Raw genomic sequence first — 17627 nt, forward strand, 5'->3', positions numbered from 1 at the left:
TGATCGCGAGCCCAGATCTCTGCTGCAAAGCACGGGTGAGGCTTACCACAGATGTTATTTCTGCAATTTACGCATCTCTACCGCCTCCAGCATGCCTTGATGGCTTTCGATAAAGCCAGCGAATACGTTGACAATGAACTCGGCGTCGGCGCGCATGATCGGCGTCGAGAGCGAAGCAGCAGCGCCAAGCGGCAGGATGATGCCGTTCTCCGCAAAGAAGCGCGTGAGCTGTTTCATTAGAGTTGCTCCGGTAGGGGTAGGATAGATCTCGCGATAGTCGTTCGGGGTTTCTGCCAGCGGATGTATGCGAAAGAGTGAGGCAGCTCCGGTCACACACAGTGGGGCGCGCCATTTTGCAATGGTCCGGCCAATTCCCTCCCGGACAGTGTCTCCAACACTATCCAGATGTGCAAAAGCCGCATGGTCTAGATGCCGCATCGCAGCGAGCCCAGCCGTCATCGAAAGAGGGTTGGCGGAAAATGTACCTCCTTGCGGAAGAAGTGGCCGCCCCGCTGAAGCATCGAAGACTCTCATCACGTCGGCGCGGCCGCCGATTGCTCCAACCGGCAAACCGCCCCCGATAATCTTGCCCATCGTGATGAGGTCCGGAATAAGGCCGTAGCGGGCGGAAGCCCCCTCGAAACTCTGCCTAAGATTCAGGACTTCGTCAGCAATCACCAGAGCACCGCTATTGCGGGCAGCCTCCTGCACAGCAGCAATGAATTGAGGCTTCGGCGCAACTAGACCACCGCGGCTTGGCATCGGATCCACAATCACAGCGGCAAGCTCGTGTGCATGCAATGACATCAACCTGCGCACGCCTTCGACATCGTTGAAGCGGAGCACAACCACTTCATCGAGCACGCTCGCGGGCATCCCGCGATAGAAAGCATTAGACTTGGGTGCGATGGGGTCACCCCAATTGTCCGGTGTCGCCGCTTGACTGACCTCGACCCAGTCGTAGGCGCCATGATAGGCGCCCTCGAGCTTGGCAATCTTTGATCGCCCGGTGAAAGCCCGCGCAGCCTTAATCGCAAACAACACGGCCTCAGTCCCGGTATTGACGAAGCGAACACGATCAACTCGCGGAATGCGATCGCAAAGTAGTTCAGCGAGCTCGATCTCGCCCTCCGTCGGATTTGCGAAGCAGCTGCCGCACTGGATTTGATCCGTTAGTGCTTCCACCACAGGCCCGAAGGCATGACCATGGATCAACGTCGTGAAGTTGCAATTAAGGTCGAGAAACCGACGGCCGTCGACATCGAATAGATAGCTGCCCGTCCCACGCTCGATATAGAGCGGAGTCGGATCTCGTTCAATGGTTGCTCGCGACGTCCCATCAGGGAAAACTAATCGCGCCCGGTCAAAGTTGTCCTTAGACCTCTGCCCGACGAGCCGAAATTCAGCCGCCGCAGAGACACCTGCAAGCCTCTCGTTCACGGTATCCTCTTCGATTTCTTTGCCATTTATGCTGAGTGAGCCGATCCTATCCTTCGGAGAGCCAACGACCTTCGGAACGCCTGCAATTCGGCGGGTTGTCCGGAGCGCCAGAGCATTTCAGCAAAGTGATCTCGAGCCAATCGGAGCATCGGAGCGCTTACCTGAACTTGAGAATAGGACACAAGTGTAATTAGCTGATTCCGTGTCGAACCGCTGACGTTGGAGCAGCGTCCTCAACTTCCGAAACGTCGCTCGGCACAACGCCTCGGCAGTAGCAGAGCTGCCGTATGCACACCTCACGCAGAAGCAATGCCACAGCAGCCTCGGGTAGCGGGAGGGCACCATGCCGCCCCAGCGGGTACCGTGGGCCATGCTAGTGTCCTTAATGAGCCGCATCATTGCCTGTACGGCGACTGCAAATTTATCGTACACGCGGCCACTGCATCAAAACGACTACCTACTCTGGTGAGAACGATGCTTTGACAACTGAGAGCGCTGTCGCCACACATCAGCAGTGAGGTCGCGCCGGACAAAAGTTTGCCAAGTCGCGCACCGGTTTGACGCCATCTAGCTGTCCGCGCGATGTTGACGCCAGCACTCCGCCTTGGTCACGCTAATCACTCCGTGCGTTGGAGTGGGTGCTGCGCCGTACCACTGGCGGGAGATGAGCCGAGCGCCACCATGAATCTCAGACAGCGGACAGACCCACCTGTAAAGCGCTGAGAGCTCGTCAATCTGGGCCATTGCTTTGATTTTTTTGCTCTGACTACTTGATTGTTCTCACGAGCTCCGCTTCCGAGAGCATCTTCGTACCTATGATGCCCTCCCTCGCCAAATGGGCAATCTCGGCATCTGCCAGCCCCAGAAGGCCTGATAAGATCTCTCTATTATGCTGTCCAAGCGTCGGGGCCGCGGTACGGATTCCATAGGGCCGCCCACCTTCCCAGATCGGTATTGACGGCTGCGGGTGCAAGCCAATGAAAGCCCGCTCGATTTCCTGCAGATACCCACGCCACCTGAGATGCCTATCCTTGAGTAGGTCAATTGGTAAGCGCGCCACGCCGGCTGCAACGTTTACAGCCTGCAACTCGGACATAGCTTGGTCCGCATCGCGGGTGAGCGTCCAAATTTCGATGCTTCTCTCGATCAACTCCTCAATGCTGCGGCGAGCTTCAATATATCTCAGCGACGCGTCCGTGGCCCACTCTGATCGACCAATAAGCTTAGCAAGCCTCTGCCACATATCCGCGTTGGTCGCGGCTACTACGATCCAGTTGTCCTCCCCCGCGCACCGGAAGCAGCCATGCGGTACAAATTGCGGATGACGATTGCCGTATCTTACCGGCGGCGCACCGTCGATCGAATGGACGGTGATCCATGGTGCAGCGAACGGCATCATGCATTCGATCTGCGCGAGATCAATGAACTGTCCCTGCCCGGTCGCGCGCGCGTGAATCAGCGCAACCAGAACTGCGGCGCAACCGTTCAATCCGCCGACGGCATCCCCGAATGCGATGTGGCTCATCGCAGGCGGCCCGTCGGCATTTCCGACCACACTTGGTAACCCGGAACCCTGCTCCAGAGTCGAACCGTAGGCCCGGCAATTGCGATGGACGCTGTTCGTGCCAAAGGCTGACATAGACATCATCACGAGCCGAGGATTGAGTATTCTAAGGACGTCGTAGCCAAGCCCGAGCTTCGGCAGCACATCGGCCGAATAATTGTCGACGACAATGTCGGCTCCCGCTGCAAGCCGCTTGGCAAGAGTACGACCCCGCCGCCGGGTCAGATCGAGTGTGATGCCGCGCTTGTTGCGGTTCGCCATGCAGAAGCGCATCGTCTTCTCATACATCTGATCCTCGATGTAAGCGGCTCGTCGGTCAACGCCCCGCCACCAGTCCGGATACTGGATCGCTTCAATTTTGATGACGTCCGCACCGAGATCAGCGAGTGTGCGCGTACACAATGGACCCGCCCAGCCCATCGAGAAGTCGACGACGCGAACTCCTTGCAATGGCGGCCCGCCAGCATCGCTGGGGCCAGACGATGCCGACTTGAGGCTGATCGACGGCCTTCGGGTACTCGCGAAAGTCTGCTGCTCGCCCGGAGCCGGGACCTTGCCTCCCCGGCGTGGTGGCGTCAATGTCAGCCTCTGCATCGAGCCAACCGTCGAGCCCTCTTCTTTGCCAACCAGGACGGGCACGATTGCACCACGTTTCGTCTTCTCCGCATCCTGCAGCAGATCGGATATTTCGGGCACCGGGACGATTGGAACCTTGCGTCTTAGTCCCTCTGCAAACCACTGCTGCGCCGTCCGCTTCTTCAGCCTCGCGATGACCAATCGTTCGATCTGTTCCACGTGTTGCAAACGGTCGGCGCCGAGGACGAGAGCCGGATCGTCACGCAATTCGGTTAGATCGAGCATGTCGCAGAAGGCGCGCCATTGTATCGGAGTGATCGTCGTGACGCCGAGCCACCCCTTCTTAGTTTTGTAAATTCCGATCGGAAAGTTTGGCCAGAATCGATTTATGCCAATCCGGTGCATGACGCTCCCGCGCTCATACGCCTCGAACAACTGATACTCGCTGAGAGCTAGACTCGATTCAAACACACTGAGCGACCACGAACGCCCATGTACTCCCGCAAGCGCCGAAGAAGCGGCGGCGATGAAGCCCCACAGACCGGCCAGGATACCGGTCTGGAAATCCGGTGCGTGTAATGGCGGGCCCTGGGCAGGTCCGGCCAGCTTGATGACACCAGCGAGCGCACGGACCGTCGAATCGGTTGCGACGAAACCTGCATAGGGCCCTTCGCGACCAAACCAGCTTGCTTCGACGTAAGTCAAACGGGGGTGTCGCTGCCGGATCGCCGCGATATCAATGGACGGACAATCTGCGGGATCAATATCGCGGCCATCGACCAAAATGTCGCAATCTTCGATCAGTGCCGTCAGCCGCGTGATCGCGTCCTGGTCGGAGGCATCGACGATCAGGCTTGACTTGTTGAAGTTCAGGAATGCAAACCATGCGCTCTGGCCGCTCCGCGTGACTGGCGCGGCGCGGCGAAGTGGATCTCCTGCTGGCGGCTCCACTTTTTGAACATTTGCGCCGAAATCAGCAAACAATCGCGCGCAATAGCTGGTCGCGGCCGAGCTACCAATCTCGACGACCCTCAGATGCGATAACACTCCCATGGCGGCTCCTTTTCTCACCCACGCTCATGATCCGGGAGCGCAGCTCTGCTTACCAGGTAGCGATACAAAGGCGTTTTGCCGTCGGCACGAGTAGCGGCGCTTGGGATTTGGCACAGATGCGCCAAGATCGAACGCCGTATCTCCACGGGATCGATGACGCTCTCGCTTTCGAGCGTCGAAGCAAGCGACACGACCGGGCTCTTGGCACAGAGCCCCGCTACTCGTTCTCTGAATTATTCTACGCGATGGGCCGGGTCGACGGATACCGAGCGCCACGAGCCCCACCCGCCGACTCTGCTGGTCTACCAGGCCGTAACGAAAGTAGCAGGGATAAAAGCTGAAGAGAGAGCGAACGCTGCCGTTCTTCGCCATATTCACGCGCGCTTTGGAGTCTCCGCCAAGCATGAACACCCTACTTTTGATCAATACCTACTTTTGAGCAAGCCCGAATGGACGAGTATCATCATCTGCAGCCACAAGCACTGCGAGATCGAGCAGGGCGACCACAAAGGACACATTCAAGGCGCCCTAAAGAGAACGATGTGCATATGCATTGGACTTAGGCAGCGAACTCGCCGCCCGTGATATCGATGGTTGCACCGGTGATAAATCCGGCAATCGGCGAAGCGAGGAATGCTGCTAGATGCGCCACCTCTTCAGCAGTTCCAAAGCGACCAACCGGAATTCGGTCGAGAGCGGAGCGGTTGACGGCGGCGGTGGGTGGTCCGGTCAAATCGCTCAGAATGCGCCCGGGGGCGATACAGTTGACGGTAATACCGTACGGAGCAAGATCCCGCGCAGCAGCCCGGGTCAATCCGACTAGTCCAGCCTTCGATGCGGCATAATGCGGACCCGCAATCATTGGCATAGCCCGACCCGCGAGTGATCCAACATTGATGATCCGTCCATAGCGTCTCGCAATCATTGCTGGTGACAAAAGCCGTGTGAGAATGAACGGGCTAGTGAGATTTACATCCATAACCCGTGCCCACTCCTCGCACGATGTCTGTGAAAACCACGGTGCATCCTGGTCGACGCGCTTGGGGGATATTCCTGCGTTGTTCACCAAAATTGCAATCTCGCCCCACCGTGTCCGGATTCGGTCAAGAAACCCCGCCACCGCGTTGTCTTCTGTTACGTCGATCTTCTCTGCATAAAGCTGATCCTGCGGGTGCCCGAGAACGTCAAGAGCTCGCTCCACATGTTCCGCCTTTGTCGCGACGAAGGCGACTCGATATTCATCGGCCAAAAACCGACGGACGATCTCCAGTCCAATCCCGCGCGCTCCTCCGGTCACGAGAGCAATGCGCTCGTTGGTTCGACAACGGCTGTTTTGTGGTGCGATCATAGTCGTCAAAGCCTCTCCAATGGCATGACGAGCGATCCCACTGCGCCAAGAAAGCAAAGGGGGGGCGCTAGTCAGGGGAAATATCATTGTCGTTGCCCGATGCAGCAAACGGTACCGGGTCCTCGAGCGCACTGGCCGGGCACATCCTCTCGTAGAGGACTTTGACTGCACGGTACTCGAACATGCAATAAGGTGAGCTTACGATCGAAACTGCCAGACAATTCTAGCGCCACGCAACGCTTGAGCATTCCATCGTGTTGACAATAGACGCGCTCTTGATGCTCCCTTGGGTGTGTCGCGTCGAGCGACCAACGCTCGTCGCTCGGGGGCGCAATACTGGTGTCTGAGCCTCGACCAATGCCCCAGATATCGCATGCTCTCCTAAAGTGCACCGACGGAAAACGGGTTTGGTGAGCTTGTGTCCTCGATGTCCGCAGGAGAGATAACCTGGTCGCACAGGGCGGCTCCATGAATTTCCTCACTGACTCTCCGTCATCACCTCAGGAGAGAGCCTTTCCCTGCGTGGCTTGGCCGTGTCCGGCACCCATTCCAAAATGCAATCGCACAGACGTTCTATATCGCGTTCTTCATGAGCGGCCGTAATGCACACCCGAATCCCTGCTTTTCCTTGCGCAACAGTCGGGAAGAACGTGACCGAAGTATAGAAGCCGGCGTCGAGAAGCTCTCTAGCGACTGCAATTGCCTTGGGCTCCGATCCTATTGCGATCATTCTGATTGGAAATGAATTGCCTTGCTCAGCGGTCGCAACACGACGATCAAAGAACTTAATCCGTTGCGCCAACCGCCTCTGCCGTTCGTCGAGCTCTGCCGAGCGGTGAATCTTACAAGAGCCAAGCGCCGCGCCAACCGCCGCTAGGTTGGGTGGCACCGAGAACGCATATGGAATGGAGTACCGTCTAAACAGCGCCTCGTGGTCGGCCGTTCCGAGCATCACCATGCCACCCGATGCCCCGAAGCCCTTTGCCAGGGAAGCTACTATGATTGTCCGGTCACCTAGTACCGGCGGAAATTGAGAACGAGCAAATCCTTCGCCTTTCCGCCCGAAGATCGATATGCCGTGAGCATCGTCGATATAGAGAAACAGACCATATCGTTCCTGCAACTGGCGCAGCTCCTCGATGGGCGAGTTCCCTCCCATGGAGTAAACACCGTCACATACGTAGGCAACCACTGGATGTTCGCGGCACAAGCGCTCAAGGGCATCGATGTCGTTGTGCGAAATCGTTTCCACTTGCGTTTCATCAGCGACGACCGGTTTGTGGTAGGCAAGCGATATGTGCGCGATGCGATCGAAGACGACGACCGGCTTCCTTCCGCCGGTCAATTGGCCCGAAGCAAGGAGAGGCATCACGCCTAGATTGGCGAGCATGACGGTAGAACAAGTAATTACACGTGAACAGAACATCTCCGACAGGGCGTCTTCAAGCTCTGCTAAAAGATCAAAATTGAGCCGCGTTCGTGCGCACGACCAGTGCAACGACTGATGCGCCTCGATTGCCTCGATCGCGCCAGCGACAATTGCAGGATGGTTGTCTAACCCTAGGTATGAGCATCGCACGAAATCGATTATCTCCGGTCGACCGTCAAGTGGACCTGCCCCCAAAACAAAGGCGCGTCCGGTCGTCGAACGTCCATGGACGGCCATGAGACCAGCGTCATACGCCGCATCGAAATACGGGCGGCTTTTATTGACCATATACGCGGTATTCCGAAAATGTCCGGTCGAGCGACCATCATTCGCGGTATGCTGCTGCATTTGCATTTCAGTCTCCGTTCGGTCCGCCACAAATGCGCACCGGACCGTTTAAATGGGAAGGCAGGTCACGCGTTTTGACGAAATCCGCCCGGGCTGCGTGGAGCTCAGTGGACGCCTTGGTAGTGGACGCCTTGGTAGCTCACCCAAGGTTAACCTCGGCGAGGTCACTCGGGCAGCTACCGAATTCGATAGGCTAGGCCGCGCTCGAGTGGAGTAAGCTCGCGAAGCCAGCCCTGAGCGGCATCGCATGCTTTGAACTCCTCAAGCTGAGCTGGTATCGCGGGCCTGGTAGATCCTCCTAGCGCCGAGCTGCGATCATTGGAACTATCGTTGTCTTCACGCAGCAGACTTCGTTGTGTACCCGGCGCGGTGAGCGGCGTTAGCATCAGTGACGTCTTCCATAACGAGGTACAAAGCACGCCGAAGTCAACTACCACCGTTAGTAGTTGCCGCTGATGAAGAACAGATGGAAACGATCGACTGACAATTACCGCAACATCAACCACAGTCTTTTCTCGCAAACGGCCACGATCGATACAGGGACTCGCGGAAGGCCTAAGAGCCCGGGTGTGCTCCTGCAGCGACTTCTCCTCCCTTATGGAAATGTAGGATGGAATCTCCCGCACGATCCCCAGAGCTCGCAGAATTCCCAAAGCCTATGTGCACCGGGCCTGTCGATCTCCGGCCCCTTCGGATACCGCGATGCCAAGGAGGCTCCAGACAAAATTTCGCGCTTGCTTCCCGCGCCCGTCAGCGATTCTTGCTCACGCGCGAAAGGGACCGCGAACCAGACCCCTTCTATTGCACAGGTCTGGTTGCCACTTTGAACCGCATATTACCCGCAGATGAGTGGTCGAGCTGTAAGGAGTGACGAATTCATTCTGGAGGACGCCTAGATACTCTCCCGCGCGGAGCTACAATTAAAACTTCTCACCACCGTACTCATTTTGGAGACGCTCTACCAGCCACCATCTCTCCCTGCCTTCGCGCTTCGAACTCGTTTTGAACGGGAGCTTCCAGTGGCTGATCAACGGAGTTTCAATGCCAGAAGCTTCGAACCGCCTTGCGGCGAGGGAAAGCCATTTCAGCATCAATGCAACCGAATACGGCAAACGGCTCCCATGTTCCGGGATCGTACTAGCTTCGCTAACCCGAACCGTTACCAGCGTCTTTGGTGATGCGCTGGTCGCCGAACTTGGCGCTGGCACCGGCAATCTGCTACGATCATTCGGCAGCCAAAAAGTTAATGGCTATGCTGTCGAGTCCAGTGGCGCCATGCGCGCTGTTGCCCGGCACCTAGCTCCCCATGAGACTCGATTCCAGTGGGTTTCAGGTACCGCCGAGTCGTGCCCATTGCTCGACGATTCGGTAAATTGGGTGCTTCTTGCTAACGTGTATCATCTTGTTGATCCATCCAAGATGTTCAGAGAAGCTCACCGAATTCTCAAAGAGTACGGCTTCCTGACAATTATCTGGAATGTTAGAGACTTAAGACGAGATCAACTTCAGCTTGAGATGGAGGAAATGGTGAAACGTGAAGTATCCGATCTCAAGAGAATTGAAACTTCAGTTGCGGAAATAATGGATGCGGTCGACACGGAGGGGCTATTTTCCGAATATTGCTACGTGGAGGCTCGCCATGAGCAGAACTTCACCCCTGAACGCTTTCTAGATGCGTGGAAGGCTGGTTACGACGTTCCAACTCAAATGTCCAGGCAGCAATGGAACGACATTCTCAGGAAGACGGCACCGACCCTTCATCGAAAGTCATTGATCCGGACGCGCTGGATCACCCGCGCCTGGACGTTTCAGACCATTCCTAATACGCGATCCAAGTATGGGATCAATTAGTGAAGGCGCTTCAATCCTCGTTCAACTTCGCGTCGCGTTTCTTGTTTTCCGATGGAGACGCAGTTCCGACGAGAATGCGAGTCTACGCTGTTCATGCTGACTTGAAGTAAGGGCAACGCATTCTTAGGTTTCAGATCCACTCGATGCCATAGAGACGCCGAATACCGGAAGAAGCGATCTAAATTCTCGAGCCCGCACGATTTCGCATCGGCGCAGTTAGTTGCGCTTGTTGGCATTGAAGCTATCGGCGCTCCTCTTGCCATTGAGGTAGCACGAGCGTCTTTGGCAGACTCACCCTAATGACTTGATGTCATCTGCAGCGGGATTGATCGGCCTCTAGATCGTGGGCCGGCGGGCAGGTCTAGAGCCAGTGGGTTGAATGCCGCGCGAATGTTTCACAGTGAAGGTGAGCTTCATAAGTAGCTTTCGCGGGGGTGCGCCCGAGGAATAGTGCCACGGCCAGAACAAGAAACGTCGCATCTAACGCGAAGTTCTCCTCCCCGACATCGAACTCGGCGCGACGCCCGTAGTTGGCTACGATCGCCCCCGTTGGCCGAGCCTTAATACAATCCTCACTGAGCAGGTGTTAATGCACCGATCCTTGCTCTCCAATATCTCGTGGCTAGAATCTCCGCGTATATGTTTGGAATGTCGATCTCAATCGCGGTCTCAACGTCTTTCGGCTTGACCATCAACGGCCTTTGCTGCGCGGCACCATGGGATCGCGAGACGTCTGATGCCAGGTGATGCACGATGCCGAGCGCGTCATAGTGAACACACCACAGGGCCCGTCATTCTCAGCGCACGAGAGCCGACCGGCATCATCTTCCTCCATCTTCGTTGAGCCATCTATGTCCGATCGAAGACCCTCACGTTAGAAAGCCGACAAGAGCGGCATAGGCATTCCACGGGGAAGTTGTACGCACGCGTGTTTTTCTCGTCCAATCGGCGCGCAGCGGATGCCGCAAATGGCACGCCGATTGCTAGGATCAGGAAGGATGAGCCGTCGCCAAAGAGTACCGATCGCTCCAGGAGCTAACGATGACGCTTACTCGATTGATCCCAATGGCGACGACGCGTTGTCATAACGGGGATCATCAATTACGCGATTGCCGCGAACTTCACCAACCGAAGGAGATCATTATCGCTTTTTAAACAGAATACTCCGGCGCAATGGACAGCTTCGCAGACAAATCACGCAAGGAGCGCCCCGTTCTCGGTATTTCTCTCGCCGAGCCTCCCGCCCCGAGGAACTGGTCGAGCGATGGTGCGCGATAGAAAAGCCTCCTCACGCATGCATGCGGCGCGCGTGCTATCCAGGAAGATCACGAATTTCGGGAAGGCGCGCAGACGCTCCAGTTACCGAGCCGCTGAACATTCGCCACGAGGTGTTCCATGCTCTTCTGAGATCAGGATGTTGTTACCGTCGAGTCCATATTCGACGACGGGACAGATCTTTGATCGCGGTAAGTCGACGATCTGCGACAAATGACCCAACAGAATTTGGAGGCGTCGGCCAAGGAAGGATTACGAACGTGAAGCTCGTCGAACCTCATTCCTGCAGCCGCGTAACACCGACTGTGTTTATCGGCAGAAATCGTCGTGGCGACTGGGTTGCTCGCGAACGGAACGGTATTTTTGGCGGGCTGTTCGCGAATCGCGCCGAAGCGTTGAAATACGCGTTGTTCGAGAATGGCCATCACCGAGAAGCCGTCGTCGAGGTCTCGCGTGAAATCGAACTCGATATTCCCGCCAATCCGCAGATGGCCTGCACGACCCGCCTGGCCTGATATGCCGGCGCGATTGAGGAGGGTCGAGTGTCTGCGCTTTTGCTGCATCCACGAGGAGCATATCTCAAACTACCAGGCGACTTCAATTGGATGTATGAGCATCGTGGGGCAGCGAAAACATGGAAATCGATCTCGCAGGTGACGGATTTGGCCGAGGCGCCACCCCGTGACATCCTCTACCAAAAAAGGTCCGCACGTCGTGGTCGCGTGCCAGGCCAGAACATACCGTTCCTCAGCGCCAATCGACTATCCCGCTTGTGATAGAGCCTCGGACGACAAACTCGCTGTGAAAGCCAACAACTTTGAGCTGAAAACGATGCACCATAGTATATCAATGTCGTGGTGGTGAAGGCGTGTAACTCCGACAACCATTGGCGCGCGCTATCTCGCGGCCGGCAAATCGCCGACAGTCTAGACTTCAATTCGCGCGGATCGCTTCTAGGATGCGTTTTCAACCTGCCAGATTATTTCGACTGATACCGCAGGCGGGCGCTGCCCAACGCCAAAAAGACGAAGGAGACGGCGAGTGATCATTCAAGAGCTTGGCTCCAAAATCCGTGTCTCCGAATATCCCGCAGACCGAATCTTCGTGGATCGCTGGTCACCGCGTGGCTTCACGCAGGATCAGATCCCGGTAGGAGTTTTGAACACCTTCTTCGAGGCCGCGCGGTGGGCCCCGTCCGCCTTTAATTCCCAGCCATGGCGCTTTCTCTATGCCCTGCGCGGTCAGTCATAATTCGAAGCCTTTCTTACCCCTTTGATCGAGTTCAACCAGGGTTGGGCGCGAGACGCGGCGGCATTGATCTATTTGTTGTCAAGGAATGACTTCATCTCACCGGGGAAGACCGAGTCGCAATTCTCGCGCACGCATTCCTTCGACAGCGGTGCTGCCTGGGCCAATTTTGCCAATCGGGCAACGGCCGCAGGTTGGGCCGCACACGGCATGAGTGGATTTGACTTGGAAAAGGCGTGCACCGTGCTTAAAGTGCCCGAAGGTTTCGCAGTTGAGATCGCGATTGCCGTTGGACGCAAGGGCGACGGTGCACATTTGCCGACTGGCCTGTTGCAGCGTGAACAGCCTAGTGGCCGTTTACCGGTCGGTGAATTTGCCGCCCCTGGCTTGTTTCCTGAACGGTTCAAGACCTGACGGAACGATCGTATCCGAAACGTCACAGCGTGGCCATCAATGCCCCGATCGGCTAGATTGGAGCTTCAAGATGTTTTTCGGGACCAAGCCGAATCTGCTGATTTATGGCGCAAACCGAGACCGCCGTGGAGGGGGATGCCAATTGAAGCGCGGTGAAGCCATCATTGTGGTTCGGCGGTACATTCTTTTGAGGTGTTGTAGGCCTAAGCATGGGCCCACTCGCGTAGGCTGATTTTCGCGCGGCCTTGCGGTGCTTAGTACGAATTTGCGTGGGCCGGGCGTGCTTGCACGCCTTCTGAAAAAACAACCTCCGAGCGAATTACGAAGCTTGCTGATGACTTCCTCCCAAACCCTCGGATCCTTCAGCCCTGGCCCAATCGGCCGATTTGCCGTCAAAACTGCTTTACGGAACTGCGCCGACGCCCCGTAGCGAAATTCGCAACGGCCGTCGTGGCCGGTTAACCCAGAGGATCCAGACACCCAGCGTTCACCAGGCTTTCGCTTCCCCGCCTCTATATTCCGGGCCCCGTATGCCCGTCGATGGGAGAGGGGGCCAAGGGTCCCCCATCCCGATCAATCTTACACCTGCCTAGGTGAACTGATTGAGTGGCCTCTTGAGACCGAGGTTCTCTCTTAGTGTTTGTCCGGAATATCCGGATCTAAATTTGCCTCGTCGGCGCAATTCGGGAATTACGCACTCGACAAAATCCTTGAGTTCGCTTGGAAAGGTCGACGGCATTACGTTAAATCCGTCAGCCGCACGTTGATCAAATGTATCCACCATAGCGTTGGCAACTTCGTCCGGCGTTCCGACAACCATCAGATGGCCACGGCTGTCCGATACCAAGCGGATCAGTTGTCTCCAGGTGAATTTTTTGCGCGCGGCCAGCTCGAGGAGGACCTTTTGGCGGCTTTGGATGAAATTCGTTTGCGGTAAAGTGTCGGGGACCAATGAGTCGAGATTCAATGAACGCAGGTCGGTGACAAACCCCAGCCAACGTTCGGCCAGTCCAATTTGCACATCCAAATGCGTATACGATTGCAGCCTTTGAAGCTTATCAGACGCCTCTTGCTGCGTTCTCCCAACGATCGGGATGATGCCGGGCATGACTAGCACCTGATCGTCGTCCCGCCCAAGTGCGCGCGCCTTCTCTTTGAGAGTTGTGTAGTTTCGTTTTCCGTTCTCCAGTATCGGTTCGGCAGTGAATACGACCTCACCGAATTCTGCAGCGAAGCGAATTCCGGCCTCGGACGCGCCAGCCTGAACCAAGACGGGATACCCTTGCGGCGGCCTAGCGATGTTCAGGGGGCCCCTGACTGACAGGTGATCCCCTCGGTGGTTAAGCAAATGCAGTTTCGTGGTGTCAACGAAAATGCCACTTTGCTTGTCGCGAATGAAAGCATCGTCTTCCCACGTGTCCCAAAGACCCTTTACAACTTTCACAAATTCTCTTGCTCGAGCATAGCGACTGTCATGATCTGGAAGCTCCGTCTCGCCGAAATTTGGAGCTTCGAACCTACCTCCCGAGGTGACAATGTTCCAGGCCGCACGTCCCCGCGATAGGTGGTCAAGTGAGGCGAGCATGCGTGCAAGGTGATAAGGCTGATAGTACGTCGTGGTCGCGGTCGCGACAAAGCCAATGTCTTGTACTCTCGATGAAAGCGCCGCGACCAGTGTGATTGGCTCGAAGCTATCGTTTCGGCCTACACGAGCTATGCTTGCGTCATCGTGTTCTGCTACGCTTGGACTGTCGGCGAGAAATACGAAGTGAAATGCCGCGCCTTCGGCAAGTTCTGCCAGATGAGCATAATGGTCGATATCCACTCCGCCGTTTGCTGGCACGCTCGGATCGCGCCATGCACCTTCATTATATCCCGCCTGACCGAGGAACAGTCCAAGCTTCATATCATCACTGCGCCGCATGTCGTATCTACCTCTGAATTAGATTATCCTCGCTACCGTGTTCAGGGCGCCGGGTCGCAAAGGAGAGCAGTGTTCCTGAACGGTCGACTCTTCGCAGTCACCGACGACCTCGACGAGGGCGCCTTGCGACGACGTTCCTGTACTCGTTGTCTGGCGACAACAGATTGTGCTCGATGTTGCATACTCGAACTTCTTGGTGACGTTTTACTGGCCCAACGACCCATCGAACCGACGAATGACATGGTCCTGTTATCTAATTCAATTGCCTGTATTGGTAGTTGACGCTATTGGACTGCACCCCTGGACTGAGACACCATAATTTCTGACAAGCATTTCCCGGATGACCTGTGGCAGCGAAGGGAAAGATCCGTCAATTTCCGACGGTGTTTAAACTGAGGGCGATCAAGCGCGCTGAAGGAGGCGAAGGCGTTCTGCCTTTGGCCCGCAAGCTTGGATATCCCGCAAGCTTCTGCAGGACTGGATCAAGGCGTGGAAGGCCCATTGGCCAGGGGAATTGAATCTCAAGCGCGGGCTCAAGCCGCCACCGGAAAATGGAAAAAAGCGATCTGCGCTCGCTCAGGCCCACGTGCGCGTCGCTGAGCTGCAGCAGTTGGTCGAGCAGCTGAACAACAACTTTCTTCGAAAAGCCTTGCGCCTTGGAGCGGCCGATCACGCAAGGCAAGCTCGCATCCGCATCATCGAAGCCATAGCGATAGAAGCAACCGGCTCACAAGCCGATGTGCAGCGGCTGTCCAGGCTCTGAGGGCTGCCGCGCGCGACCTATTACCGGCGCCTCGCCGGATGCGACGATGAGGCGGATCAGTGCGAACTGCGCGATCTGATCCAGCGCCTTTGCCTCAAGCACCGCTTCTATGGCTACAGACGGCCCAGCAGATGACATAGCAGGATCACGAGAACGAAAGAGGCCGCCAACTGAGGCGGCCTCATTCTTCAGGTTATAGGCCCGGCGACGTCAGCACTCTCCTTTCCCGACGTGAATTGGGCGGGAGCGCAACCGGCGTTCTCATCACCGCCCGAAGCAACGGTGCCGTACGGTGATGGAACCATTATGCACCCGGGATAGGAGCGACGCCAGAACAAACTGAAGTGGAGCTCTCAGGCAGCCGCTTGCGGCACGCGAGGTAGACGCTCGTCATCGCCACAGCACACGAGGAGGGCAGCGCCGAAGATCGCAACGCCAAGGCAGATACGTGCTTGGATTGAATATGAATCGAAATCAGGCTGGTCGATCATGGCACGCTCCCTCTCGTCTCAGGCGGGAGCGCGTTGGTCTCTCAGTCACCGACGCCTACAACTGGCCCAGCCTGTGATACAGCTTAACTGACGGGGCCACGCTCAAAACTGAATTTAGGGCAGCCTTACTGTACGATCATGAGAAGCGGACGTCTCGCATTAGGCCGTTCTGGGCCGATGCTGTCGAAAAAGTCGAAAGTCGAACGACGCCAAAAATCTCGCAAATGGTGATTTTTGGACTACTCCGCCGCTGCGTTGCTCTGTAGTGCCGATACGAAGGTCCATTGTCGTTTTTCTAAGACACGATGTGGTCCCTCACGTCGCCGCGCACGAAACGCATCAGGAGCTTTAGAAAATTCGCTTGTTACCCGCAAAAGACTTTTTCGACAGCATCGGTCAAAAGCGGCGGTCGAGGCGAGTGCCGCTCGGCATCTGGTGGGGCGGTCCAATCGCGTCCCCCCAATTTCATGTGTGCTACCTAGTCGGATAACAAATGGTAGCAGGAAAAGCAGATCAAGACTGACGATCGGGTCAATCTGTCGTTCAGCACCTTTGCGAGCAATTGCACTTGGCGAGCCGCCGTGTTCCTAAGCGCGGGACAGAAGTCCCGCGCCAGTCTCATTCGGGTCAAAATGCGAAGAACTCAACGCGAGCAAGTCGAGCCCGCTTCGCACCACGGAGCGGACCTCATTGAGACTGCCGCCACTTCGCTGATGGGCCGCAGCGGCCGTCAGGCGTCAGGGTCTGGTGGTGAATGCCGAAAGGTCAGCGGCAGCCTGATCCATCATTCCGATCGCGGCGCCCAAGGCGCCTCTAGCGGCTATCGCTAGCGGCTCGAAGAACACGGTATCATCATTAGCATGAGCAGACCTGGCAATCCCTTCGACAACCCCAAGGCCGAGAACTTCATGAAGCCCTCAAGAACCGAAGAGATCAACGGCAGAGCCTTCGACATCAACTACGCCCGCCGCCGCATCAACAGCTTCATTGCTGAGGTCTACAATCGTGCATCGGAACACCCATCTGGCTATTGGTTGATGAGAAGAGGTTTTGCTGGTCGGGATGCGATCCTGCGGGGTATTTTGGGTTGAGCGGCGCCGGTTCCGTCATGTATCGAGCAGCCGACGTTGTGAGAGCGGCGCGGGCGAAGATCCAAGTGACCTTGCCCCTAGGTTTTATCCAATCCTGAGTTCGCTCAAGCCGTTGGATTTGCCCGGTTGGGCGGAACGAGAGACGGGAGCTGGCGCGGAGCCTTCGGCATAGCGCAGCGCCAGATCCCGGCGCGGTTGGCAGGTGATGGCGAACTCGGATGGGGTCTTCCATCCGAGTTGCGAGTGCGGTCGTGTGTTGTTGTAACGGCCCGCCAACATCCGAGTGTGACGCGGACCTGGGCCAGCGAAGTGAACAGCGTCTTGTTCAATAATTCGCCCCGCAGCAGTCCGTTGATAGGAAAGACGGCCCCGCTCCAGATTGATGTTATCGAACGGGAGCTGGCTCACATCCAGAGAGTAATCCCAGTCGATTTCCGGCATCGGCCTCATAACGGCCACGGCCCTCGCCGCGACCGTGCCGGACCCGACCATGTTCCGCTCCGAACGAGAGTTCGCGGCGGCTGGTCCTGACGCCTAAGCAGAATTCCACCGGCGGGAAGGACCGGCTCGGCCGGATATCGAAACAGGGCGATTCCTATCTCAGACACTTGCCTGTCATCGGAGCGCCGAACGTCGTTCAGTTTCCAAAAGCATGCTCGCGGGTCGGAGGCAGCTGGATCGAAGCTCTGTTCGAACGACGTCGGCCCCTGGTCGTCGCTATCGCTGTTGCCAACAAGTTAGCTCGGATCGTCTGGGCGATGATGACGACCGGGGAATTCTATCGGCCTAAGTTCGCGGCCTGAGCTGCCGCG

The 17627-nt window shown here is 56.7% G+C and carries 10 protein-coding genes and 3 pseudogenes; 6 read left to right on the forward strand and 7 right to left on the reverse strand.

What is annotated here, in order from left to right; all coding sequences use genetic code 11:
* Positions 1–54: 54 nt before the first annotated feature.
* The 4 genes from Q2941_RS12470 to Q2941_RS12485 all read right to left on the reverse strand — a co-directional run bounded on the left by Q2941_RS12470 (position 55) and on the right by Q2941_RS12485 (position 7758).
* Positions 55–1440 (reverse strand): aspartate aminotransferase family protein, encoded by a 1386-nt coding sequence (locus Q2941_RS12470; protein WP_458192670.1) that lies wholly within the window; start codon positions 1438–1440, stop codon positions 55–57.
* Between the two features lie 766 nt (positions 1441–2206).
* Positions 2207–4633: a CaiB/BaiF CoA-transferase family protein gene (locus Q2941_RS12475; protein WP_458192671.1), complete on the reverse strand. Its 2427-nt coding sequence runs from the start codon at positions 4631–4633 to the stop codon at positions 2207–2209.
* 559 nt (positions 4634–5192) lie between these two features.
* Entirely contained in the window at positions 5193–5981 is a 789-nt protein-coding gene (locus Q2941_RS12480) for an SDR family oxidoreductase (protein WP_458192686.1), read from the reverse strand.
* Between the two features lie 478 nt (positions 5982–6459).
* Positions 6460–7758 (reverse strand): aminotransferase class I/II-fold pyridoxal phosphate-dependent enzyme, encoded by a 1299-nt coding sequence (locus tag Q2941_RS12485; RefSeq protein WP_458192687.1) that lies wholly within the window; start codon positions 7756–7758, stop codon positions 6460–6462.
* Between the two features lie 1041 nt (positions 7759–8799).
* On the opposite strand from Q2941_RS12485, the gene Q2941_RS12490 reads away from it, so the two are divergent.
* The 3 genes and pseudogenes from Q2941_RS12490 to Q2941_RS12500 all read left to right on the forward strand — a co-directional run bounded on the left by Q2941_RS12490 (position 8800) and on the right by Q2941_RS12500 (position 12546).
* Positions 8800–9609 carry a class I SAM-dependent methyltransferase gene (locus Q2941_RS12490; protein WP_458192672.1) on the forward strand — a complete coding sequence of 270 codons (810 nt, stop codon included), beginning with the start codon at positions 8800–8802 and terminating at the stop codon, positions 9607–9609.
* Between the two features lie 1535 nt (positions 9610–11144).
* A complete protein-coding gene (locus Q2941_RS12495) occupies positions 11145–11399 on the forward strand; it encodes a hypothetical protein (protein ID WP_458192673.1) in 255 nt (84 codons plus the stop codon).
* Between the two features lie 529 nt (positions 11400–11928).
* Positions 11929–12546: pseudogene (locus Q2941_RS12500) on the forward strand (nitroreductase family protein).
* A gap of 589 nt (positions 12547–13135) precedes the next feature.
* On the opposite strand, the gene Q2941_RS12505 reads toward Q2941_RS12500, so the two are convergent.
* Positions 13136–14470, reverse strand: coding sequence for an LLM class flavin-dependent oxidoreductase (locus tag Q2941_RS12505; RefSeq protein WP_458192674.1), 1335 nt, complete (start codon positions 14468–14470; stop codon positions 13136–13138).
* Between the two features lie 514 nt (positions 14471–14984).
* Here Q2941_RS12505 and Q2941_RS12510 point away from each other — a divergent pair.
* Positions 14985–15233, forward strand: a complete 249-nt coding sequence (locus Q2941_RS12510) for a hypothetical protein (protein WP_458192675.1) — start codon at positions 14985–14987, stop codon at positions 15231–15233.
* 353 nt (positions 15234–15586) lie between these two features.
* Here the strand turns inward: Q2941_RS12510 and Q2941_RS12515 are convergent, their stop codons facing one another.
* The gene (locus Q2941_RS12515) at positions 15587–15724 is read right to left on the reverse strand and encodes a hypothetical protein (protein WP_458192676.1); all 138 of its coding nucleotides are present in this window, start codon (positions 15722–15724) and stop codon (positions 15587–15589) included.
* A gap of 854 nt (positions 15725–16578) precedes the next feature.
* Here Q2941_RS12515 and Q2941_RS12520 point away from each other — a divergent pair.
* A complete protein-coding gene (locus tag Q2941_RS12520) occupies positions 16579–16815 on the forward strand; it encodes a hypothetical protein (RefSeq protein WP_458192688.1) in 237 nt (78 codons plus the stop codon).
* 84 nt (positions 16816–16899) lie between these two features.
* Here Q2941_RS12520 and Q2941_RS12525 read toward each other — a convergent pair.
* Positions 16900–17168: pseudogene (locus Q2941_RS12525) on the reverse strand (integrase core domain-containing protein); the annotation flags it as partial.
* A 74-nt stretch (positions 17169–17242) separates the two neighbouring features.
* Between Q2941_RS12525 and Q2941_RS12530 the strand changes: the two are divergent.
* Positions 17243–17618 (forward strand): annotated as a pseudogene (locus tag Q2941_RS12530) (transposase); the annotation flags it as partial.
* Positions 17619–17627 lie beyond the last annotated feature (9 nt).

The organism is Bradyrhizobium sp. UFLA05-153 (assembly GCF_054185185.1).